Annotated in this window: 21 protein-coding genes; 6 read left to right on the plus strand and 15 right to left on the minus strand. The window is 66.0% G+C overall.

Features of this window, described 5'->3' with window-relative positions:
* Positions 1 to 102: 102 nt before the first annotated feature.
* Positions 103 to 1911, minus strand: coding sequence for an ABC transporter ATP-binding protein/permease (locus tag CYD53_RS16015; RefSeq protein ID WP_103719103.1), 1809 nt, complete (start codon positions 1909 to 1911; stop codon positions 103 to 105).
* Positions 1912 to 2136: 225 nt separating this feature from the next.
* On the opposite strand from CYD53_RS16015, the gene CYD53_RS16020 reads away from it, so the two are divergent.
* The 3 genes from CYD53_RS16020 to CYD53_RS16030 all read left to right on the plus strand — a co-directional run bounded on the left by CYD53_RS16020 (position 2137) and on the right by CYD53_RS16030 (position 4561).
* Positions 2137 to 2892, plus strand: coding sequence for a Crp/Fnr family transcriptional regulator (locus CYD53_RS16020; protein ID WP_103719104.1), 756 nt, complete (start codon positions 2137 to 2139; stop codon positions 2890 to 2892).
* 194 nt (positions 2893 to 3086) lie between these two features.
* Positions 3087 to 3824 carry a class I SAM-dependent methyltransferase gene (locus CYD53_RS16025; protein WP_245928268.1) on the plus strand — a complete coding sequence of 246 codons (738 nt, stop codon included), beginning with the start codon at positions 3087 to 3089 and terminating at the stop codon, positions 3822 to 3824.
* A 167-nt stretch (positions 3825 to 3991) separates the two neighbouring features.
* Positions 3992 to 4561 carry an NADPH-dependent FMN reductase gene (locus CYD53_RS16030; protein WP_103719105.1) on the plus strand — a complete coding sequence of 190 codons (570 nt, stop codon included), beginning with the start codon at positions 3992 to 3994 and terminating at the stop codon, positions 4559 to 4561.
* A 113-nt stretch (positions 4562 to 4674) separates the two neighbouring features.
* Here the strand turns inward: CYD53_RS16030 and CYD53_RS16035 are convergent, their stop codons facing one another.
* The 3 genes from CYD53_RS16035 to apaG form a co-directional block, all read right to left on the minus strand.
* A complete protein-coding gene (locus CYD53_RS16035) occupies positions 4675 to 4935 on the minus strand; it encodes a hypothetical protein (RefSeq protein ID WP_103719106.1) in 261 nt (86 codons plus the stop codon).
* A gap of 132 nt (positions 4936 to 5067) precedes the next feature.
* Positions 5068 to 6246 (minus strand): acetylornithine deacetylase, encoded by a 1179-nt coding sequence (gene argE / locus CYD53_RS16040; protein ID WP_281261265.1) that lies wholly within the window; start codon positions 6244 to 6246, stop codon positions 5068 to 5070.
* Positions 6243 to 6635 carry a Co2+/Mg2+ efflux protein ApaG gene (apaG, locus tag CYD53_RS16045; RefSeq protein WP_103719107.1) on the minus strand — a complete coding sequence of 131 codons (393 nt, stop codon included), beginning with the start codon at positions 6633 to 6635 and terminating at the stop codon, positions 6243 to 6245. The genes argE and apaG overlap by 4 nt, the downstream gene beginning before the upstream one ends.
* A gap of 343 nt (positions 6636 to 6978) precedes the next feature.
* On the opposite strand from apaG, the gene CYD53_RS16050 reads away from it, so the two are divergent.
* Entirely contained in the window at positions 6979 to 8010 is a 1032-nt protein-coding gene (locus CYD53_RS16050; protein WP_103719108.1) for a 2'-deoxycytidine 5'-triphosphate deaminase, read from the plus strand.
* 49 nt (positions 8011 to 8059) lie between these two features.
* Here CYD53_RS16050 and CYD53_RS16055 read toward each other — a convergent pair whose 3' ends face one another.
* The 4 genes from CYD53_RS16055 to CYD53_RS16070 form a co-directional block, all read right to left on the minus strand.
* Complete coding sequence (locus CYD53_RS16055; RefSeq protein ID WP_103719109.1) at positions 8060 to 8563, minus strand: RES family NAD+ phosphorylase; 504 nt, start codon at positions 8561 to 8563, stop codon at positions 8060 to 8062.
* Positions 8564 to 8565: 2 nt separating this feature from the next.
* Positions 8566 to 8916 carry an antitoxin Xre/MbcA/ParS toxin-binding domain-containing protein gene (locus CYD53_RS16060; protein WP_103719110.1) on the minus strand — a complete coding sequence of 117 codons (351 nt, stop codon included), beginning with the start codon at positions 8914 to 8916 and terminating at the stop codon, positions 8566 to 8568.
* Between the two features lie 80 nt (positions 8917 to 8996).
* Complete coding sequence (locus tag CYD53_RS16065; RefSeq protein WP_103719111.1) at positions 8997 to 10877, minus strand: TRAP transporter large permease; 1881 nt, start codon at positions 10875 to 10877, stop codon at positions 8997 to 8999.
* Positions 10874 to 11929: a TRAP transporter substrate-binding protein gene (locus tag CYD53_RS16070; protein WP_103719112.1), complete on the minus strand. Its 1056-nt coding sequence runs from the start codon at positions 11927 to 11929 to the stop codon at positions 10874 to 10876. The genes CYD53_RS16065 and CYD53_RS16070 overlap by 4 nt, the downstream gene beginning before the upstream one ends.
* 376 nt (positions 11930 to 12305) lie before the next feature.
* Between CYD53_RS16070 and CYD53_RS16075 the strand changes: the two genes are divergently transcribed.
* Together CYD53_RS16075 and CYD53_RS16080 are read left to right on the plus strand one after the other, a co-directional pair.
* Positions 12306 to 13235 (plus strand): LysR substrate-binding domain-containing protein, encoded by a 930-nt coding sequence (locus CYD53_RS16075; RefSeq protein ID WP_103719113.1) that lies wholly within the window; start codon positions 12306 to 12308, stop codon positions 13233 to 13235.
* 449 nt (positions 13236 to 13684) lie between these two features.
* Positions 13685 to 15037, plus strand: a complete 1353-nt coding sequence (locus CYD53_RS16080) for an NAD(P)H-dependent oxidoreductase (RefSeq protein WP_103719114.1) — start codon at positions 13685 to 13687, stop codon at positions 15035 to 15037.
* Between the two features lie 78 nt (positions 15038 to 15115).
* On the opposite strand, the gene CYD53_RS16085 is transcribed toward CYD53_RS16080, so the two are convergent.
* The 7 genes from CYD53_RS16085 to CYD53_RS16115 are packed head-to-tail and all read right to left on the minus strand — an operon-like array spanning position 15116 to position 22698.
* Entirely contained in the window at positions 15116 to 15817 is a 702-nt protein-coding gene (locus CYD53_RS16085; protein ID WP_103719115.1) for an RraA family protein, read from the minus strand.
* A gap of 48 nt (positions 15818 to 15865) precedes the next feature.
* Positions 15866 to 16732 carry an amidohydrolase family protein gene (locus CYD53_RS16090; protein ID WP_103719268.1) on the minus strand — a complete coding sequence of 289 codons (867 nt, stop codon included), beginning with the start codon at positions 16730 to 16732 and terminating at the stop codon, positions 15866 to 15868.
* 29 nt (positions 16733 to 16761) lie between these two features.
* Positions 16762 to 17721, minus strand: a complete 960-nt coding sequence (locus CYD53_RS16095; RefSeq protein WP_103719116.1) for a Bug family tripartite tricarboxylate transporter substrate binding protein — start codon at positions 17719 to 17721, stop codon at positions 16762 to 16764.
* A 52-nt stretch (positions 17722 to 17773) separates the two neighbouring features.
* A complete protein-coding gene (locus CYD53_RS16100) occupies positions 17774 to 19000 on the minus strand; it encodes a CaiB/BaiF CoA transferase family protein (protein ID WP_103719117.1) in 1227 nt (408 codons plus the stop codon).
* Positions 19001 to 19003: 3 nt separating this feature from the next.
* A complete protein-coding gene (locus tag CYD53_RS16105) occupies positions 19004 to 19888 on the minus strand; it encodes an HpcH/HpaI aldolase/citrate lyase family protein (RefSeq protein WP_245928269.1) in 885 nt (294 codons plus the stop codon).
* A gap of 34 nt (positions 19889 to 19922) precedes the next feature.
* Positions 19923 to 20999 carry an ABC transporter ATP-binding protein gene (locus CYD53_RS16110; protein ID WP_103719118.1) on the minus strand — a complete coding sequence of 359 codons (1077 nt, stop codon included), beginning with the start codon at positions 20997 to 20999 and terminating at the stop codon, positions 19923 to 19925.
* On the minus strand, positions 20992 to 22698 hold the full coding sequence (locus CYD53_RS16115; RefSeq protein WP_103719270.1) for an ABC transporter permease: 1707 nt from the start codon (positions 22696 to 22698) through the stop codon (positions 20992 to 20994). The genes CYD53_RS16110 and CYD53_RS16115 overlap by 8 nt, the downstream gene beginning before the upstream one ends.
* Between the last annotated feature and the right edge of the window lie 12 nt (positions 22699 to 22710).

Consider the following 22710-nt stretch of genomic DNA (forward strand, 5'->3'; position numbering starts at 1 on the left):
CAGCCGGCTTCTGCAGGAGTTAACGCAGGGATCGCCTCGCAGTTCCATTTCGGCACGATCGGGGCGCGAACCGGCGATCACGTCGACGTGAACCGTCTTCGCTCAAGCCGCATCGTCATTGGCGGAGTTGCGGCTGCGGAATAGCCGCCAGAGCGACTTGCCCAGTCGCCGCGAGCTCAGATGAGCGCCGGCCAGGCGCTTCTCCAGCGTGATCTTGCGGTCATGGAACTCCTCGAGACCGACCCGGTGGCCGACGCTGATCACCGTCGCATGGGCAAGGTCGCCCTCGAACAGACCCAACAGCGAATTCTGGCTGTCCTCGTCCAGCGCCGAAGTCGCCTCGTCCATGATGACGATATCGGGCTTCTGGATAAGCAGACGGGTGAAGGCGACGCGCTGACGCTCGCCGCCGGAGAGGATCTGATCCCATCGATCCTCGTCATCGAGGCGCTTGGCCATATAAGCCAGCCCGCAGCGCTTCATGGCGGCGACGACGACATCGTCGGGAACCGGCAGATCCGCTTGCGGATAGAGCAGCACGGTGCGGAAGCTGCCCATCGGCAGATAGGGCTTCTGCGGCACGAAGGCGATCGACTTGCCACGCGGCACCTCGATCCTTCCAGAACCCCAGGGCCACAGCCCCGCCAAGGCCCGGATCAGCGTGCTCTTGCCGGAACCGCTTTCACCGACGATCAGCACCTTCTCTCCCAATTCGATCACCACCGAGGCATCGGCGATGACCACGCGGCCATTGCTGTGGGCGATCGAGAGATTCTCGATATGGATCGCGCCATCTTCGCTCTCGCCGAGGCTGATCTGGGTTTCGCCCTCCATGATCGTGCCGACATCGAGCGCTTCCAGCGCCTCCTGGAGCTCGTCGACGCGGGCCACGGAGGCAAACCACTCGGCCAGCCGCACGAAATTGTCGACGAACCAGATCAGGGCCGCTTGCACGGCGCTGAAGGCCGCGACGACCTGCATCACGGCGCCCAGCGTGACCTCGCCCGAAAGATATTTCGGCGCGATCAGCAGCAGCGGCACGATCGGAAACAGCGCGCCATTGGTGTTGAGCACCAGCGCGATGACGCCTTGCTGGCGGATGACGCCCAGCCAGGCCGCGACGACGCGGCCATAATTCTCGCCGACGGAGGTCCGTTCGTCAGCGTCGCCGCGGATCAGCGCGATGCTCTCGGCGTTCTCGCGCAGCCTTGTCATCTCGGCGCGAAACTGCGCCTCCGCCTCGTTCTTCGCCGAGATGCGGCCGACCAGCGGCCGGCCGGCAAAATAGGCGGCGAGCGAGGCGATGATCGCATAAAGGATCGCCGCGATCGCCATATAGCTCGGGATCACGATGTCCGCACCGCCAAGCACGAAGTGGGCCGAGCCTGCGACATGCCAGAGGATGGTGGCGAAGGTCGCGGCGGTGACGGCCGCGCTGATCAGGCCGATCGCGAATTCGACGAGCGGTTCGACGGAGAGGCGGACATCCTCCGCGATACGATATTCCGGTGCGCTCTGCTCCCTGGCGGTGAACTGCATCCGGTAATAGCGCTGGTCGGCGATCCACCAGCCGGCGATGCGGCGCGTCAGATCTTCACGCCAGCGCATCTGCAGCAGCATGCGGCTGATCACCAGCGCCGACAGCGTCAATGCCGAGACCGCGATGAGCAGCGGCAACCAGGCGATCGTGGCCCAGACCGCAGCGACATCGCGCTTTTCGAGAGCGTCGAAGAACAGCCGGTTCCAGGCATTGATTCCGACGGCGGTCGCAATCTGCGCCGCGACGAAGACGAGTACGACGATCGTCAGCCCCCAGGCGCGCAGCCGGGTTTTGCCTGTCCAGAATTTCAATGCCGTCGCGAAAAAGCTGCGCATACGCGAGCGTTGCGGCGCACTCAGCGTGTCAGACATGCACCGGCCACTCCAGAATCGTCACGGCACCATGACGGACGCTGATCGAGAACGTCCTGCTGCGGCGCAAGTTCCCTTGCCACTTCATGCATGCAGCGCCGCGCAAGATCGAGAATTCGAGCGGGAAATATCTGCAAGACGGGAACAAGTGGCGGGATGCCGGGTTGTCTTGTCCGGCCAGACGCGTATGCCGGCAGCCATTGCAAGAACGGATCAATCGAGACGATGGCGACGAGCGCGAATCCGAGCCGCATCGGCGTGCCCTGCCTGGCCTGCCCGCTCAGGCTCAAGCCGGCCTTCAAGGACAAGACCGACGACGAGGTGCGCTTCATCCAGGCGATGAAGATGGAGCATCGCCAGTTGCCGGCCGGCGCCGACATCATCCAACCCGGACAGGAGGACGCGGCGCTGTACACGCTCTTCTCCGGCTGGGCATTCCGCTACAAATCCCTGCCCGACGGCCGGCGCCAGATCCTGAACTTCCTGCTGCCGGGCGACCTCGTCGGCTTGCAGGCCTCGCTGCTGAGCGCCGCTCAGCACGGCATCGAGGCCTTGACCGAGGTCGAGCTCTGCGCATTTCCGCGCAAGCGGGTCTGGGACCTGTTCGTGCGGATGCCGAGCCTGTCCTATGAGATCGCCTGGCTCGGCTCGCGCGAGGAGAGCTTGATCGACGAGAACCTGACCTCTGTCGGCCAGCGCAATGCCGCCGAGCGCATCGCGGCGCTGCTGATCTCGCTCCATCGCCGCGCCGACGCGCTTGGCCTGGTCAGCGAGAACAGCTTCCGGTTCCCGCTCTCGCAGCAGCAGCTCGCCGACGCGCTCGGATTGTCGCTCGTCCACACCAGCAAGACATGGTCGAAGCTGCGCCGGGCCGGCCTTTTTGCGATCTCGGGCGGACGATTGACCTTGCTCAATCCGCGCCTGACCGCCCGCATGGCCTCGCTTTTCGAGCGGGAACTCGAGCCGAGACCGCTGATCTGAGGCACCTCCTGCCTCGGCGAGTGGCACATCTTCGTGCCCTCAAGGCTCTTGAACCCTATATGTCTGGCAGGTAACGTCATTATTTCGTCATGGTTGCCGCATGTTGCGTCAACACCAGGGGTCAAATGTCTCAAACTCTCCACCATCGTCGCCCGCGCACCGGCTCTCTAGCTGCAAGGCTAGGCCAGTCGAGCATGGCGGTGCGTATCGAGGATGAGGTGCGCGTGACCGCTGCCGACCTCGTCGACAGCATGGCCGAGGCACGCTTGAGGGTCGCCGCCGTCCGCTACAAGGTCGAAGGCGAGGTTCGCCAGAAGGCCGAGAAGTTCAAGACCCATGTGTCCAGGGTCGCCGGCGAAGCCAAATCGAAGCTGAGCGACGAAGCCCGTTTCATCAGGTCCTGGATCGACGACCCCGGCCGTACCGGCTCCGTGACGCCGTCCAGCCCGTTCCTGGCGCGGCGCATGGCGTCCTTCGTCGACCCCGCCATTCCCGGACCGGTGATCGAGATCGGCCCCGGTACCGGGCCGGTGACCGAGGCGCTGATCGAACGCGGCATCAGCGAGGACCGGCTCATCCTGGTCGAGTACAGCCCGGAATTCTGCGCGCTGCTGCGCCAGCGCTTTCCACGCGCGACCGTGGTGGAGGGCGACGCCTATGCGCTTTCGACGACGCTGGCGGGCCATCTCCAGGAGAAGGCCATCGCCGTGGTCTCGAGCCTGCCCCTGTTCAACCGGCCGCCGGCGATGCGCAGCGCGCTCGCCAAGGACGCCTTCACCTTGCTGGTCGACGGCGCGCCCCTGATCCAGTTCACCTATTCGGTGATCTCGCCCGTGCCTCGCAAGGGCTCCGGGTTGAAGGCCTTCGCCTCGGATTGGGTCTTGCGCAATATCCCGCCCGCGCGCGTCTGGGTCTATCGCCAGGCGACATAGGGCTCGGGAGGCGGCCCTCCACGACGATCTGATCGCTCGGACATGAGCACGCCTTCATTGCACCTGCGCAATCGTGGCATCGCACTCGGCGGTCTTGGCGTCGCGGGCGCAACGGCATAGCCTCCGTGCCAGTCGCTCCCGACCGTCCTGATCCGACCGAGGCCGTCATGTCCGCACCCAAGATTCTCGTTTTTTCCGGCTCGTCGCGCCCCGGCTCGCTCAATGCGAAGCTCGCGGCCCTGGCGGCAAAGAAGCTCACGGCGGCGGGAGCGCAGGTCACGCTGATCTCGCTCGCCGATTATCCCCTGCCGCTGGTCGATGCGACAGGTTTCGGCAACGCGCCGCAGCCGGCCCATGATCTGCGTGCCCAGATCGACGCTCATGCCGGCCTGTTCATCGCCAGCCCCGAGTATAATGCGGGCTATGCGCCGGCGCTGAAGAATGCGCTGGACTGGGCGAGCGTCGCCAAGCCCGGAGCGCCTGCAACCGGCCTCGCCGGCAAAGTCGTGGCGCTCGGCGGCGCCTCGCCGGGCGCTCTGGGAAGCTATCGCGGTCTGACGCAGTTGCGCACCGTGCTGGAGCTCGGTTTCGGCGCGCTGCTGATCCCGGAAATGGTCGCGGTCGGCGGCGCCGACAAAGCCTTTGGCGAGGATGGCGAGATCACCGACGGCCGCACCAGCGGCTTCCTCGACGCGGCTCTGGAACGATTGATCAAGCTGTCCAGCCAGGCGGTCTGAGCCCTACCGTCTCCACTGCAACTCGCAAAATCTCTTTCGCGAGCGAGAGCCGCCAGAGCATGTCGCCGGGCTTGCGCGGAATCTTGGCCGCCTTGTCCGCGCTTTCTTCGGCATCATAGCGGTCGGGGGGCGACGATGCCGTCGCCTCTGACGTCAAGCGTGCCGCCGGGGCCGGCATCGATGCGCGAGGACCCGACCTCCCATTCCGGCCGGCAGCACAGGCCCTTGCCGTTTGGCCGGCAGAAGCCGCCGAGCTGATAATCCCAGCCTGTCGCCGCAATGCTCCGGCGCAGGTTGATGTAGAACTGGACCGAGCTGCCGCCTGGTTCCGGCGGTACGGCACCGGGCAGGTGAACCAGCCGGGCGCTCGCCACGGCTGCGCCGGATGCGCCATGAGATCGGCAGCGTCGGAGTCTCGCTCCCGGCAAGTGGGCGCTGTGTGCTTTCCACCTGGCCGAACACGATGCCAACCTGACAGGGCTGGCGCCCCCTTATTCAACGCCCGATTACCCCCGGCATTCCGCCAGCAGCCTGCGCATGAAAGCCTCGCCGGCGGCGAACTGCTCCAGCGTGATGAACTCGTCGGGCTGATGGGCCTGGTCGATCGAGCCCGGGCCGCAGACGATCGTCGGCAGTCCGGCGCGCTGGAAATGGCCGGCCTCGGTGGCATAGGCGACCGCGATGGTGCTGTTGCGGCCGGCGAGGCGCATCACCAGCGTCTCGGCTTCCGACCCCGGATCGGGCGCGAGGCCCGGCACATCCGAGCTCATCACCGTCTCGATGGTCGCCGAGGGCGCGGTCTTGCGCATGCGGCCGAGAACCTCGTCCGAAAGGGTCTTGAAGCGCGCCGGCACATCGTCTGGATCCGAGCCCGGCAAGGTGCGCACCTCCCAGGACAGGTCGCAGCGATCGGCCAGGATGTTGCGGGCGATGCCGCCATGGAATTTTCCGACATGGACGGTGTCGTAGGGCGGATCGAAGCGGCCGCTCGGGTCGAGCCTGCCTTCCCGCTCATCGGCCATCGCCACCAGCCCGGCCGCCAATCGCGTGCCGGCATGGACGGCGCTGGCGCCCAGATGCGGCTTCGACGAATGCGCCGCGACACCGGTGATCGTGGTGAAGAAGGTGCGGATGCCCTTATGCGCATCGGCGAGGTCGAGCGAGGTCGGCTCGCCGACGATGACGGCGCGCGGCCGCGGCAAGTCCTGACCCATGCGCGCGATGCCGTCGACAACGCCGAGGCACGTGACCTCCTCGTCATAGGAGAAGAACAGATGGATCGGCGTCTTGAGATCGGCGGCGAGGAAATCCGGCACCAGCGCCAGCGCCAGCGCGATGAAGCCCTTCATGTCGACGGCGCCGCGGCCATAGGCCCGGCCGTCCGCGACATGCAGCGTGAACGGATCGCGGCTCCAGGCCTGACCCTCGACCGGCACGACATCGGTATGGCCCGAGAGCAGGACGCCGCCGCGATCCTGCGGGCCGATGGTGGCGAAGAGCGCCGCCTTGTCCCCGCTCGCATTGGGGATGCGCACGGAGGTGACGCCCCAGCCGGCGAGGTAGTCCTCGACGAAGGCGATCAGATCGAGATTGGATTTATGGCTGACCGTGTCGAAGGCGACGAGGCGGGCAAGCATGTCGAGCGGCGCATAACGCTGCCCGGTCGGCTGGGAGGAAGCAGTCAATGCAGAACCTTCTTCACATAGGGCGAATCGAGCGGAAAGAGCGGCACGACGACATCGAAGATCGCGCCGTCCTCGCCAAGCATGGCGTAAAAGCCGCTCATCGAGCCATCCGGCGTCGTCAAGGGGCAGCCGGAGGTATAGCTGAAGCTCTCGCCCGGGCGCAGCACCGGCTGCTGGCCGATGACGCCGTCGCCACGCACTTCATGAACCTCGCCGCGGCCGTCGGTGATGAACCAGTGCCGGGTCATCAATTGTACGGTTTGAAGCGACAGATTCACGATCTCGATGGAATAGGCCCAGAAATAGCGGCGCTGTTCATGCGAGGATTCCCCCTCCATGAATTTCGGCGCGGCGGTCACGCGCACGCCATGCGTCTCCGCTTGATACATCGTGACGGCTCCCTCGACGACGCGGGCGCCGCGCGGCCCGATCGTGGCCGGCGGGCGATGCCCCTGTTATGAACCGGGCGACGGCGGCGTCAATCCTGACGCGGCCGAACAGGCAAGCGCAAGCCCGCAGCCACGCCCAAGGAGCGGTTCACAGCACCGGCAGCCAGGCCGGGCGATGCCGATCCAGGACCCAGCAGGCGCATTCAAGCGCCGATTTGCCGCGTCGAGACGCCCAAAACAGCCAGGACAGCCAAACAGCACTGTGGATGGCTGCGCGGGAAGCACGGATTGCGCTTTGCTTTCGCTGTAAGCTCTCGCCGAGCCCTTGAACGGACATCTGAGTATGAATTACGGAATTTGGCCCTCGCAGACCATTCGCTCGGCGATCGCGAACGGGACCATACGTGCGAGTTCTCCGATCCATGAGGATCTGATCCAGCCCGCGAGTCTCGATCTGCGGCTCGGCGCCACGGCGTTCAGGGTTCCGACCAGCTTCCTGCCGGGCAAGGGCAAAGCGGTCTCGGAGAGGCTGAAGGATCTCGCGACGCATGAGGTCGACCTGTCCAAGCCGCAGGTGCTCGAACGCAACTGCGTCCACATCATCCCGCTGCAGGAGCGCGTCTCGCTGGGGGCGGATACGAGCGCCCGCGCCAATCCCAAGAGCTCGTCCGGCCGCCTCGACATCTTCGTCCGCTTGATCGCCGATGGCGGCACGTCCTTCGACGAGATCCCGGCGGGCTATGACGGGCCGCTCTATGCGGAGGTCGTGCCGCGCTCGTTTCCGATCATCGCGCGCGCCGGCGACACGCTGAGCCAGTTGCGCTTCCGACACCACGCCTCCGACGCGGCGCAGCCGGCGAACCGGACGATCTCCGTCTCCATCGACCTGGAGGGCGCGGCGGCCGACGGGGTCATCGCCTACCGGGCCCGCAAGACCACCGGCCTGATCGATCTGCAAAAGGTCGGGGAATACGATCGGAACGATTTCTGGGAGCCGATCAAATGCCGCCCGGGCCGGCGCGAACTCGTCCTGGTCCCGGACGAATTCTACATCATGGCCTCGCTCGAGGACATCGTCATCAATGAGAACGAGGCGGCCGAGATGATCGCCTATGACACGGCGGTCGGAGAAGTGCGGGTGCATTATGCCGGCTTCCTGGACCCGTTCTTCGGCCGGATCACCGATTCTTCCGGCAAGAGCAAGATCGTCCTCGAGATCAGAAGCCACGACGTTCCGTTCATGCTCGACCATGGCCAGAGGGTCGGCACGATCGTCTTCGAGAACATGATCGAGCGCCCCGACAAGCTCTATGGACAGTCGATCAAGTCGAACTATCAGGGCCAGGGGCTGAAGCTCGCGAAGCAGTTTTTCTAAGCTCCTGGGATTCGCCTGTTGAATCATGCTGGGAGCCAACAGGGCGGTCCTATTTGGACAGCCTGCCCTCGTCGTCGATCAGGATGAGTTGGGCAGGTGGGGCATCGCTCCAAGCCCAGAGTACGAGGTTGAGATCATTCGCTCCGGCCCCGGCAGCGAAGCTGCGGACCAAGAGCCCGCGATAGCCCTTCGCCATCAATCGCTGCGCGAAGGATTGCGTTCGAGACTTGCCATTCGCCTTCACCTCGTCGCGCCAGCTTGGCGCCGCGAGCAGATCGGCGTCGAAGTCCTCTGCAGCGATTGCCGGGGTGTCGCGCGTGTCGAAGACCTGCTCGATCGCTGCTTCATAGGAAACGAGCGTGGTTGGTTGGAGGCTCCCGACCTGGTTGGCCTCGCGCAGTGCTGTCATGACAGACAACGAGGTATAAAGCGCCGGCACGCCCTTTGGGTTGAACCGTCCGCCGTATAATTCCGCTCCACGGCCGGACAGCGGTTCGCGCGCATAAAGCGGATTGAGCGCGCGATAGAGCTTCCCCTGGTAGTTGAGCGCCATCGTCAGGCGTGGACGCCTGCATCCACAGCGTCGACGTAGTCGAGAACATCTTCGGCACGACCCGCGCGCACAAGCTGCATGGCGGTCTGGCCGGAAAACCCGGGCAGTGGTTCCGAACGATACCAGGCATAGGCGATCAGCGCTGAGCCAAAGCGCGGCTCGACCTTGTTGATCACCTCGATCATCTCGCGCAGCCGGCTTTGCGTCCGGTCCGATTGAATCCGGTCACGGCGCTGGACGGCGTCCTTGCCGAGACCAGCGGTGCGGGCAACCTCTTCACTGGTGGTGCGGAAAACGTCGGCGATTTTGCGAGGAGCAAAAATGCCGTCATCTGCATACTGCGCGAGACCCATGACGCTCTCCCTTTCTCCGCTTATTCTGACGCTATATTGCGTCAGAATAAGCGGAATGCAAGAGCGTCGGGCCGTCCATCCTATAGAAACCCGATCGAGATCCACGGGATGAAGGTGATCAGCAGCAGGCCGAGGAAGAGCCAGGCCAGGTAGATCCAGATGCGGCGCATGCCGGCGTCGGGCGGCACGTCGCCGATGATGCAGGCGGCGTAGTAGCAAAGTCCGAAAGGCGGCGCGAACAGCCCGAGCCCCATCGCGAGGATGACGACCATGCTGTAATGCACCTCGTGGATGCCGAACTGCTTGGCGATCGGGAACAGCAGCGGTCCGAACAGCACTATCGCGGGAATGCCTTCCAGCACGCTGCCGAGCACGATGAAGGCGATCACCGAGATCAGCAGGAAGCCGTTGGCGCCGCCGGGCACGCCGGCCATGCGGGCCGCGAGTTCATGCGAGAAGCCCGATTGCGCCAGGGCCCAAGCCATGGCGCTGGCTGCGCCGACGATGAACAGGATCGCGCCCGACAGCGAGGCCGTCTGCACCAGCATCGGCAAGGCGTTCCGCCAGACCAGGCCGCCGCGATAGATCAGGAGGCCGAGCACGAGGCTGTAGGCAATGCCGATGGTCGAGACTTCCGTGGCAGTGGCGACGCCCTCGACCACGGCGCTGCGGATCAGGAAGGGCAGGATCAGCGCGGGAATCGCGATCCAGAGCGTCTTGGCCACGAGCGACATCGGCGCACGCTCGATCTTGACGCTGGCATCGTCCTCCTTGCCGGCGCGATAGCGTGCCACCAGCGCCAGCACGAAGGCGAGCACCAAGGCCGGCAGGATGCCGGCGGTGAACAGCGCCGCGATCGAGACGCCGGTGACCGAGGCGATCGCGATCAGCACGATCGAGGGCGGGATCGTCTCGCTCATCGCGCCGGAGGCGGCAAGCAGCGAGACCAGCTCGCCGTCCTTCATGCCGCGCTTGCGCATCTCCGGAAACAGCACCGGGGCGATCGCCGCCATGTCGGCGGTCTTCGAGCCTGAAATGCCCGAGACCAGCAGCATCGCGCCGAGCATGACATAGGACATGCCGCCGCGGACATGGCCGAGCACCGAGGCCAGGAAGGCGACCATCACGCGCGCCATGCCGGTCGCCTCGACCAGTTGCCCGAGCAAGACGAAGAGCGGCACCGCAAGCAAGATGAGCGAGCTCATGCCCTCGTCGATGCGCCCGACCACGACCAGCAATGGCGTCCGCGTCGTGATCAAAAGGAAGGCCGCCGTCGCCAGGCAGAAGGAAAAGGCGATCGGCACGCCCGCCATGACGGCAAGCCCGAGCAGCCCGACGAAGAAGATCAGCAGGTTCCAGTTGCCGAGCCCCTTGAGCGAGGGGCCGATGAGATAGAGCGCACCGGCGATCAGCGCATAGAGCGCCGCAACTGAGAGTACGTCGCGCCAGGAATGCCGCGCCAGGCTCAGGAGCACGCTGACCAGCGCGATCAGGCAGCCCACCGGAATGGCGGCGGCGCGGATGGTGCCGGGCCAGCCGAGCGCGGGCGTCTCAACAAAGGACTGGTCCTCCATATACTCCCAGGTCGGATGCAGGATCAGGGCGAGGAAGATCGCCACGCCGCCGGCGGCGAGCGTCGCCGCCCAGGCCTCGGCGCGCGGTGAGAGGAAGGAGACGAAGAAGGTCAGCCGCATATGCGAGGCGCGCTGGACGGCGATGGCGCTGCCCAGCATGGCGAGCCAGAGGAACAGGATCGAGGCCAGTTCGTCCGACCAGATCAATGGCTGGTGGAAGGTGCGGGCGAGAATGCCCAGGAACAGGATCACGACCTCGGCGACGACGACCGCCGCGGCTGGGATTTCGACGAGCAGGCGCAAGCCGCGCTCGATCCTCCCGATCAACCCGGAGCTGCGCCCCGGGTTGAGTGCGACCAAATGCGGATCGCCGGTCGCCGCGCTCATGCCAGCGCCCCGACCACGGCCTCGAGCGCCTTCCAGTTGTCCTCGCCGAACTTAGCCCGCCACTCCTTGTAGAAGCCGGCCGCGCTGAGGCCCTTGCGGAAAGCCTCCTTGTCGGCAGCCTCGAAGGTCAGGCCCTTGGCGACAAGCTCACCCTTCAGCGTGGTGTTGAGCTTGGTCGTATCCTCGCGCTGTTCCAGCGCGGCGCGGTCGAGTTCGCGCCTGACGACCTCCTGCAGTGCGTCGGGCAAGGCTTTCATCGAGCGCCGGTTGCCGAGGATGAAGAACGGATCCCAGATGTGGTTGGTCTCGGAAACGTATTTCTGGACCTCGTAGATCTTGCCGGCCTCGATGGTGACGAGCCCGTTTTCCTGGCCGTCGACGAGGCGGGTCTGCAGTGCCGTGTAGAGCTCGTTGAAATTGATCGAGGTCGGGCTGGCGCCGAGCGACTTGAACAGCGAGGTGAAGATCGGCGAGACCGGCACGCGGATGCGATAGCCGGCGAGGTCGGCCGGCGTCCTGATCGGCTTGGCCGAGGAGGTAATCTGCCGGAAGGTGTTGTCGGCCGGCTTGGCGACGACGAGCGCGCCGGTCTTCTCGATCTGCGTGGCGATCAGCTTGCCGAGATCGCCATCCATCGTCTTCCAGACCTGGCCGTAATCGGCGAAGGCGAACCCGACATTGGCGATGCCCGCCAGCGGCGCGACGGTCGAGAGCACCGAGCCGGCAATGTTGAGGAAATCGACGCCGCCGCTCCTGATCTGCGTCAGCAGATCGGTATCGGAACCGAGCTGCGAGGCGGGGAAGAAGCGGATCTCGATCCGGCCGCCGCTCGCTTCCTTGATCCGCAGCGCGGCTTCGCCGAGCCGGGTGTTGATCGGCTGCGTCAGGGATTGTCCGGTTGCGAGCTTGTACTCGAATTCGGCAGCGCGCGCCGGCCCGGTGCGGATGGCGACGAGCGGGATGGCGGCCGCGCCGGCGAGGAGGCTGCGCCGGGTCAGCGTCGCGCATGGCGACGATGCGGGTGTGGATGACGGCTTCTGGTGATCTGGCATGGACGGTCCTCCTGAATATTGTCTCCAACGTCGCTGATGCGCGTCGGTATCCTGTTCGAGTCTGGCTGCGCCTGGCCTGAAACCCACGCCCCGACTGAGCGCCGGCCGCGTCGAGCGGCGCGCATGGCGGCGCCGGCACATCCCGCAGCGGGACATGCGCGTATTCGGCTATGACGGGGGCTGTTCGAGCGGTCCTCTTCCTTGGGCGGTCCGACCTTTGGCCGGTATCCAGCGTTCCTGACGCCTCTCTGACCGGAGGCTTTCCCTTCTGGCGCCGACCTTGCGGCCGTCTCCAGCAGCGTCAGCCTAGATTGCTGGCCACTGCGCACAATTGAGTTATATTTCGCGTCCTTTTAGCTGACCTTAAAGGTTCGCGATGCAGATTCCGTTCCGCTCGATCATCGTCTTCCATGCGGTGGCACGCGCCGGCAGCGTCTCGCGCGCCGCCGAGGAACTGCGCGTCACGCCGTCTGCCGTCAGCCAGCAGATCCAGGCGCTGGAGCTGCATCTGGGAACGGCGCTGACCCTGAAGGTCGGCCGCAACATCACGCTGACCGAAGCCGGCGAGCGCTATTTCCAGATGGTCGGGCGCGAGATCGAGCATATCGCCGATGTGACGCAGCATGTGCGCGGCATCCGCTCGGCCACGACCCTGACGGTACGGGCCGCGCCCAGCGTGTCGAGCAAATGGCTCCTGCCGCGCCTCCACAGCTTCGTCGACGCCAACCCGGATATCGAGTTGCGGCTCGACGGCACCAATGAACCGACCGATTTCAGCAAGGAGAACGTCGATATCGAGATCCGGCATGGCGAAGGCGTCTGGCCCGGCCTGTTCATCGAGGGGCTCGGCAAGGAGCGCTTCTTCCCGCTCTGCTCGCCCGCGCTGCTGCCGGCTGCCAGCATCACCGCCGCGGATCTGCCCGAGCAGCGCCTGATCCACTCCGTCAAGTCGCAGATGCAATGGCCGCGCTGGTTCGCCGAGGCCGGCGTCGAGCCGGAGCGGCGCTGGCATCGCGTCCTCTTCGACCGCAGCCATATGGCGATCGATGCCGCTGCCAGCGGCATGGGCATCGCGCTCGAAAGCGAATTGCTCGCCTGGCGCGAGCTTGCCGACGGCTCCCTGATCCGCCCGGTCCGTGACGCCCCCGAGGTCATGGTCGCGACGCAATGGATCGTCTGCCCGCACAATCATCTGCGGCACCGCAAGACCCGCACCTTCCTCGACTGGCTCCGGGCCGAGCGGGAGCGTTCGCTAGAGCCGGATGATTTCAGACGGAGTCACAAAGTGGCTCCGTCTGAAATCTGAATCCGTCTCTCACCAAAGTGTTAGAGCAGGATCGATCGCGAAAAACCGGTTCCCACTTTTTCGTATCCTGCTCTAGTGCAGCATGCGGAAACGGCGACAGTTTAGCCGTTCTACATCGTTGGTGCAGATAATCTGAATTGCCCCGATGCCGGCCGCTCCCTAACCTCAGGGTCGTAGCAAGGCGGGGCATATTGACCTCTGGTCGCGACAACCCGCCGCTCGACAGGGAAGCGCAATGACCAAAGAGGATGTCGCCTCAAGCCCGGCGACGGCCGCGGCGGCTGTCTGCGCCTCTCCCGGCCGAGCCTTCGCGACGCTTTTCCCGAAGACCGCTCGCGATCCGGCCTTGCGGCCGGCGCGGTTGAATCCGCTCTAGGCCTTTGTTTTAACGCGTTTTCTTCACGCGAACCGGTACCCGCTTCGCTCGAAAACGCTCTGGAGGACACGTCATGAATCTGCATCGCATGCTGCTGGAGCGTCAGGCCGCGGGTAAGCCGGTCACCGTCGGACTGATCGGAGCGGGCAAGTTCGGCCTGATGTTCCTGTCGCAGGTCCGCTCGACCGACGGCATGCATCTCGTCTGCGTCGCCGATCTGAACCCCGCCCGCGCCCGCTCGCAGCTCAAGCTCGGCTGCTGGCCCGAGCAGCAATACGCCGCGACCTCTGTCGAAGACGCGCTCAAGAACGGCTCAACGATCGTCACCGACAATGCCGAGGCGCTGATCACGCATCCCGGCATCGAGGTGATCATCGAGGCGACGGGCGATCCCGGCGCGGGCATCCGCTTCGCGCTCAAGGCGATCGAGCACGGCAAGCATATCATCATGGTCAATGTCGAGGCCGACGCGGTCGCCGGGCCGCTCCTGGCGCGCAAGGCGAAGCAGGCCGGCGTGGTCTATTCGCTCGCCTGGGGCGACCAGCCGGCCCTGATCGCCGACCATGTCGACTGGGCCCGCGCCGCCGGTTTCAAGGTGGTCTCCGCCGGCAAGGGCACGCGCTACCACCCAACCTACCACCAGTCGACGCCCGACACGGTCTGGGACATCCTCGACAAATACATGAAGATCAAGGATCGCAATTCGATCAATCCGAAGATGTTCAACTCCTTCGTCGACGGCACGAAGTCGGGCATCGAGATGACGGCGGTCTGCAACGCCACGGGGCTGCATTCACAGGCCGACGGCCTGTCCTTCCCGCCGGCGACGCGCTTCGAGCATGCCGAGATCTGCAAGCCCAAGGCGGATGGCGGCGTATTGGAGCGCAAAGGCGTCACCGAGGTCACCTCCTCGGTCTATCGCGACGGCAGCGACGTGCCGCACTCGCTGGTCATGGGCACCTATGTCGTCTTCGAGAGCGACAGCGCCTATAGCGAGGAGTGCTTCCGCGAATACAGCATGCTGCCCGACAAGACCGGCAAATACGCCTCGCTCTATCGCCCCATCCATATGATCGGCCTGGAGCTCGGCATCTCGGTGGCCTCGGCCGCGCTGCGCAAGGAGCCGACCGGCGCCCCGATCTGCTTCAACTCCGACGTCGTCGCCACCGCCAAGCGCAAGCTCGCGCCCGGTGAGATGCTCGATGGCGAAGGCGGCTTCTGCGTCTGGGGCAAGCAGACCCCGGCCGATGCCTCGCTGAAGGAGGGTTATCTGCCGCTCGGCCTGGCTCACAACGTCAAGCTGAAGACCGAGATCGCCGAGGGCCAGCGGATCAAATGGGACGATGTCGTCTATGATCCCGACAGCCAGGCCGTGCGCGTCCGGCGCGAGATGGAGGCGGCTTTCCGCCAGCCCAACGCCGTGTGACGGCCATTCGAGCATGGCGGGCGCTAGCCCTGCACAGCGCCGGGCCCTGTCGAGAGACGGGGCCCGGTCTGCATGTGATCAGCTGCTATGCTCGAACGCCGCATCGATGATGTCGCAGCCCATCCGCGTCAGGGCTTCGTCCGCATAGGCCGAGCGGTCCCATGTGCCCGACGCGATGCTTTCGCGAGTCTTGAGCTCCTTGGCGAGCTTGCCCTTGGCGCGCTCGAGGATGGCCTGCGCCTCGCGCGGCGGAACGATCAGGACGCCGTCGCCATCGCCGAGCACGATATCGCCGGGATTGACGACGACACCGCCGCAGGAGATCGGCACATTGATCTCGCCCGGCCCGTTGCGATGCGGGCCGCGAGGGGTGGCGCCGCGCGCATAGACCGGAAAATCCAGCTCGCGGATGGCGTCGACATCGCGCATCGCGCCATCGATCACCAGGCCGGCGAGGCCGCGTTTGCGCGCCCAGAGCACCATATTCTCGCCGGCGAGCGCCGTCGTGAGATCGCCGCCATCCTCGACGATCACGACATCCCCGGGCGCGGCCATGTCCAGCGCCTTGTGGACCAGGAGGTTGCAGCCTGGCCGGGCCCGCACCGTGAAGGCACAGCCCGCCATCAGCGCCCGGTTCCACGGCCGGATCGCGGCATCCAGACAGAACAGCCGGTTCATCTCGTCGGCGATGTTGGCGACCGGGATCACGGCCAGTGCTCGGACCAGGCCCGGATCGGGGCGGTTGATCCTTCGGAAAATCCGGAAGCCGACATTGCTCATAGCGGGGTGCCCAGTCTCAAGGGGTTGTGAAGCGAAATGGCTGCGATCTCAGCCGAAACCATAAAGCTCTGCGGGATTGTCGACGAGGATGCGCCTGCGCACCGCCTCGGCGCCGGACCAGCCGTCGAGGAGATCGAGCAGGACGGCGTCATCGGGCTTGTGCCCGGCCGGCTCCGTGACATGCGGCCAGTCGCTGCCCCAGACGAGCCGCTCGGGCGCGAGACCGACGAAGGCGCGCGCGATCGCGCCGGCGTCGGGGTAATCCGGCGCGCCGATCTGCGTGTTGAGATAGGCGCCGGCGAGCTTGACCCAGGCCCGGCCCGCGGCGAGCAGATCGCCGATCACCGCGAAGGCTGCGTGCTGCGGTCCCAGTGACGGCGGCAGCCTGCCCATATGGTCGAAGACGATCGCGCATGGCAGGCGCTTGAGCAGCGCGGCATGCGCGACGATCTGGTCGCCCATCATATGCAGCTGCGCATGCCAGCCGAGATCGGCAATGCGCCGGGCCAGCGGCTCGATCATCGCGATGGTCGTGACGGTGTCGGCCGGATTCCAGACGCTGAAGCGCAGACCGCGCACGCCGCCCGCGTCGAGTCGCTTCAGCTCGGCGTCGCTGACGCCGGGATCGAGCACGCCGATACCGCGACCGGTCCCATCGAAGCGGCGCAAGGCGTCGAGCAGGCAGGCATGGTCCTGGCGATGGAACTTGGACTGCACGACCACCGCCCGCTGCGTGCCGAGACGCACCTGCAGCAGCCGGTAGTCGTCGAACGTCATGCCGGACGGCTTTTCCGCATCCGGGCTCGGAAAGCGCGGATCCAGGATATGGCAATGCGCGTCGCAGGCGCCGGCCGGCACGGCGGAGCGAGGCGCCGCCATGCCTGCGGAGTTGGGGACCGGACCATCATCCGCCATCGGCGGCTCCTCCGCGTAATCGATGGGCTTCAATCGAGCTTGATGTTGCGGGATTTGACGGTGGCGGCGGCGCGGCCGATCTCGTCGTCGAGGAAGCGTGCAAAGGCGTCTGGCTTGTTGCCGACCGGCTCGAGCCCGAGCTTTTCAAGCTTCGCCTTGATCTCCGGATTGGCGACCGCAGCGACGATTTCGCGCGAGAGACGCTCGACGATCGCCGGCGGCGTGCCCTTCGGCGCGAACAGCCCGTTCCATTCCTGCGTCTCGAAATCCTTGAGACCGCTTTCGATCAGCGTGGGAACCTCGGGCAGCAATGGCGAGCGCTTCGGGGAGCCGATGGCGAGCGCCCGCACGGAGCCCGACGTGACCTGGCCGAGCGTGGAGGCCGTGTTGCCGAAATAGAGCGAGACGCGGTCGCCGATGACATCGTTGAGCGCCGGCGCCCCGCCGCGATAGGGCACATGCACGATGTTGAGACCCGCAGTGTGGTTCAGCGCCTCACCGGCCAGATGAGAGGCCGATCCCGCGCCTGCCGAGGCGTAGGTCGCCTTCTCCGGGTTCTTGCGCGCGAAGTCGAGCAGCTCCGCAACCGTCTTGTACGGCGCCTTGGGGCTGGCGACGAGAATGTTGGGCGCGATCACGACCAGCGAGACCGGGATGAAATCCGCCTTGGGGTCGAAGGGCAATTTGCGCAGGGTCGGATTGGCGGCGAAGGCCGAGGCATCGAAGAGCAGCGTGTAGCCGTCGGCCGGGGCCTTGGCGACGAAATCAGCGCCGATCACGCCGCCGGCGCCCGGACGGTTCTCGATCACGATCTGCTGGCCGAGCGCCTGGCTCATCTGCTGGCCGACGATGCGGGCGGTGCTGTCGGCGCCGCCGCCGGCCGCATAGGGCACGACCATCTTGATCGGCCTGTCCGGATATTGCGCGAGCGTCGGCACTGGCGACAGGGCAAGGAGTACAGCGGCGATACGGAGCAGCGTCTGATTCATTCTGGATGTCCTTGCTGGATCTGCATGGTCTGGGAATATCGACGGGCTGGGATCAGCCGCTATGGAGCACGCCGGCCTGCGCCAACTCGGCCAGGGCGTCCTCGGTCAGGCCGAGCCCTGCCAGGATCTCGCGGTTGTGCTCGCCCAGGCGCGGCGCCTTGGTGCGGATCGAACCCGGCGTGCCCAGCAGGCGCGGAACGACATGGTGCATGGGCAATTGGCCCATCTCCTCATCGGGATAATCGGCTACGAGTTCGCGGGCGATCACATGCGGATCGGCCATGATCTGCGGCGTGTCGTAGATCGGGCCGATCGTGACCTCGGCCTTCTCGAAGAAGGCGACGTTCTCGGCCTGGCTTCGCTGCGCGATGAAGGCGCCGATGATGGCGTCCAGCTCCTCGACATGGCGCAATCGGTCGGCATTGCTGCGGAAGCGGGGGTCCTCGATCAAGTCCGGCCGGCCGATCGCGCGGAAGAGCCGCTCGGTCATTTTCTGGATCGAGCCGGACAGGCTGACATAGGCGCCGTCGCTGCAGCGATAGGCATTGCGCGGGGCGGAGTTGGTCGAGCGGCTGCCGGTGCGCGGCTTGACCTTGCCGCTCAGGCGGTAATTCGCGGCTTGCGGGCTCAGGATCGCAAAGAGCGGGTCGAGCAACGGCAGGTCGACGACCTGGCCCTTGCCGCCATTGATCTCGACCTCGCGCAACGCGATCATCGCTGCCGAGACGCCATAGAGCCCGGCGATGCCGTCAGCGAGATACATCGGCGGCAGCACGGGCTCGCGATCGGCAAAGCCGTTGATCGCGGCGAAGCCCGAAGCGCCCTCGATGACCGTGCCGAAGCCGGGGCGCTGCGCATAAGGCCCGTCCTGCCCCCAGCCGGAAATGCGGATGATGACGAGGCTGGGATTGATCGCGAGCAGCGCTTGCGGCGAGAGCCCCATCTTCTCCAGCACGCCGGGCCGGAAGCTCTCGATCAGGACCTGGGCGCTCGGGACCAGGTCGCGGATCAGCGCGCAGGCGCGCGGGTCGCGCAGGTTGAGGCAGAGGCTCTTCTTGTTGCGCGCATAGACCTTCCAATGCGTCTCGACGCCCTCGGTCTTCCAGGCGCGCAAGGTGTCGCCCTCGGGCGGCTCGACCTTGATGACCTCGGCGCCGAAATCGCCGAGCACCTGGGTCAGCACATTGCCGGCGAAGAGGCGTGACAGATCGAGGATGCGGATGCCGTCGAGGCTGCCTTTGGCAGCCGGCTCATAATCGCGGCGATGAAGTTCGCTCATGTCTCAGATGTCCGGACTGGTTTGCGCTTGCTCGGCCGCATCGGCCAGGGCGACGATGGCGCGGGCGCGGATCAGGAAGGGCGCATCGATCATCTGGCCATCGACCAGATAGGCGCCGACGCCTTTGGCTTGCGCCTCCTCGGCTGCCGCCAGGATCGTCCGGGCGCGGGCGATCTCGGCGGCCGCAGGCATGAAGCTCTCATTGGCGATCGCGATCTGGCTCGGATGAATGCAGCTCTTGCCGGCGAAGCCATGGCGCCGGGCCGCCGCGCATTCGGCGCGATATCCGTCGGGGTCATTGACCGCGCCGAAGGCGCCGTCATAGGCCGCAACGCCCGCTTCGGCGGCGGCGAGGCGGACGGCGATGCGGATATGCGCCAGCGCCGCCTCGTCGCGCCGGTCGATCCCGGTCGGTTCGAGCAGATCGGCATAGCCGATCTGAAGCCCGGCGACGCGGGGATGGGCTGTTGCGAGCTCGGCCGCCCGGCGCAAGGCCTTCGGCGTCTCGATATTGACCAGCAGCCCGGTGGGCTCGCCACGACCGGCCGCAGCGTCAAGCGTGTCGAGCAGCAGGGCAGCCTGCCGCACCGTCTCGGCATCCTCGACCATCGGCAGATTGACGAGGTGCACGCCGGGCATGACCATCGCCGCCATATCCGCCTGGAAATGACGGGTGCCGAGCGCATTGACGCGGACGACAACCGTCTTGCCGCGCAAGGCCTCGGGAGCGCGCAGGAACGCCGCGAGCTGGGCCCGGGCCTCGTCCTTGCGCTCCTCGGCGACGGCATCCTCCAGATCGAAGGACAGCGAATCCGCGGCCGAGGCGGCCGCCTTGGCGAAGAGCTCCGGCCGCGAGCCGGGGACGAAGAGCTTGCTGCGCATCAGCATGACGATGATCCCTTGTTCAAAGCGGGTCCCTTGTTCAAAGCGCCTGGGGGCCGTTCTGGAAGATCATGATCGCCTCCGGCGGGATGCGGACCAGCACCTCGGGAGAGCTCACCGCCCGGCTGGTCTGGACCCGCAGCCTGAAGCCTTGCCCGGCCATTTCGTGCTCATGGACCGAGCCGAGATAGGCGCTGTGCGTGATCCGCGCCCCGAGCACATTCGCACCGGGAGCATCGGTCAGTTCGATTCGCTCGGGCCTGATGGCCAGGACGAGCTTGCCGCTAACCGCGTCGGGGCAGGAGCTGGCGACGAGCTGCGTGCCGTCGCCGAGCCGCAATTGCGCCTGCCCGGCGGAGCGGCCGACAAGCTCCGCCTCGATGAAATTGGCCGAGCCGATGAAGTCGGCGACGAAGGCATTGGCCGGGCGCTCATAGATGTCGGTGGGCGTACCCAGTTGCTGGATCTTGCCCATGCTCATCACCGCGATGCGATCGGACACCGCGAGCGCCTCCGACTGGTCGTGAGTGACGTAGATCGTCGTGACGTTGAGGCGCTCCTGCAATTCGCGCAGCCAGATTCGGGCCCGCTCGCGCAGTTTGGCGTCGAGATTGGACAAGGGCTCGTCCAGCAACAGCAGCCGCGGCCGGTAGACCAAGGCGCGCGCCAGCGCGACGCGCTGCTGCTGGCCGCCGGAGAGCTCGAAGGGATAGCGCTCGGCATATTTGCCCATCTCGACGAGCTCGAGCCCTTCCTTGATGCGGCTGTCGCGCTCGGCGCGCCCGACCTTGCGCAGCTCCAGCGGGAAGGAGAGGTTCTCGGCGACCGTCTTGTGCGGCCAGAGCGCGTAGCTCTGGAAGACGAGGCCGATATTGCGCGCCTCCGGCGGCACGGCGATGCCCCTGGCGCCGTCGAAGAAGACCTTGTCGCCGATGCGGATCGTGCCGGAGGTCGCTTCATTCAGGCCCGAGATCGCAAACAATGTCGTCGATTTGCCGCAGCCGGAGGGGCCGAGCAGCGTCAGGAACTCGCCGGAGGGGACGGTGAGCGAGATGTCGTCGACGGCGTTGACGTTGCCATAGGCGATGGTGAGACGGTCGAGAACGAGATCAGCCATAGATTTTGGCTCCCAGGACGCGGCGTGCGACGAGCACGAAGATGGCGGTGATGACGACCTGGATGGTCGCGAGAGCCGAGACGGGGCCGTTATCGCCCTGGGCCCAGAGCTGCAGCATCGTCGTGCCGATGATCTCGGAGCCCGGCTGGAACAGGAAGACGGCCGTCACATACTCCTTGAAGAAGTGGATGAAGAGCAGCGCGAAGGTCGAGAACAGCGCCGGCTTGAGCAGCGGTGCGATGATCCGCGTCACGGTCGTCCACCAGTCGGCGCCGGAGATGCGGGCGCCGCGATCGAGCTCGTCGCCGATCTGGGCCAGCGCCGGCGCGATCGTGCCGAAGCCGACCGGGATGTAGCGCACCATGAAGGCGAGGATCAGGATCCAGATCGTGCCGCGGATCGCATCGAGCCCCGGCACCCAGATCACCGCGTAGAAGAAGCCGAGGCCGGCGATGATGCCGGGCAGCGAGCGCGGGAACAGCGCGATATATTCCAGCGGGCGCGCACCCTTGAACTCGGAACGGCGCGAGACCAGCGTGATGATCGCGACCAGGACGGTGCCGATGACGCCGCCGATCAGCGAGATCAGCACCGAATTGCCGATCGAGCGCATATAGTTCGGCGTCTGCAGGATCAGGTCGAAATTCTTCGTCGTCAGCAGCGTCCAGAACGGCACGAGCGGGGTCAGGAAGCTGACGCTCGCACGCATCAGCGTGCCGGCGAAGACAAGGACGATGGTGAAGAAGACATAGGCGAACACCGCCGCGAAGACGAACCAGCGCCAGCGGCCGAGATCAAGCAGAGCAGGCCGGCTCGCCTTGCCGCGCACGGTGACGAAGCGGTTGCTGCCGACCATGAGGCGGCCCTGGAGCCAGACCAGGAAGGCAACGATCGCCAGCAGGATCAGCGCGGCAGCGCCGACGATGCCGTAATCGGGCTGGACGGCGGCGTTGATGCCCTTGTCATAGAGGAAGCTGGTGATGGTCTCGATCTTGTTGGGAGCGCCGAACAAAAGCGGGATCGAGAGCATCTCGATCGCGACGACGAAGTTCAGCACGGTCGAATAGATCAGGGCCGGGCGCATCATCGGCACGGTGACGCTCCACAGCGCTCGGAACGGACCGGCGCCGACCGAGCGCGCGGCAGCCTCGAGCTGCGCATCGGCCTTGCTGACGGCGCCCAGGCACATGAGATAGGCGAGCGGCGCCTGCGACAGCCCGGCGACGACGCCCATGCCGGAGAGGGAATAGAGATCCCACGGCGTCACACCGGTCCAGCTGCGCACCGCGAGCGTGACGTAGCCCGAGGGGCCGTACATGGTGAGCCAGCCGAAGGCGATGACGAGATGGCTGACGAAGAGCGGCCAGACCAGGACCTCGCCGAGCCAGCCCCGGCCCGGCAGATTGGTGCGCCCGATCACGACGGCAGCGAGCGCCCCGAAGACCTGGGCGAAGATGGTGGAGAGAACCGCGAAGATCACCGTGTTGAGCGCGATCTCGCCGATGCCGGCCTCGGTGACGAGGCGGCCGAAATTGGCCGCGGTCAGCGTGGCCGAAGCGTCATAGAGCGGCTTGTTCAGAAAAGCCTGCATCGCGATCGGCGCGATCGGCCCGATGACGAGCAGCGTCGTCAGCGCGGCGACGCTCCAGAAGATCAGGCGCGAACGGTCGAAGCCCGTTCGCTCGAGGGCGGCATCCATGATGGGGCGAAC

Origin of the sequence: Allobosea psychrotolerans, from assembly GCF_002917105.1 — a bacterium.
Taxonomy (GTDB): Bacteria; Pseudomonadota; Alphaproteobacteria; order Rhizobiales; family Beijerinckiaceae; genus Allobosea; species Allobosea psychrotolerans.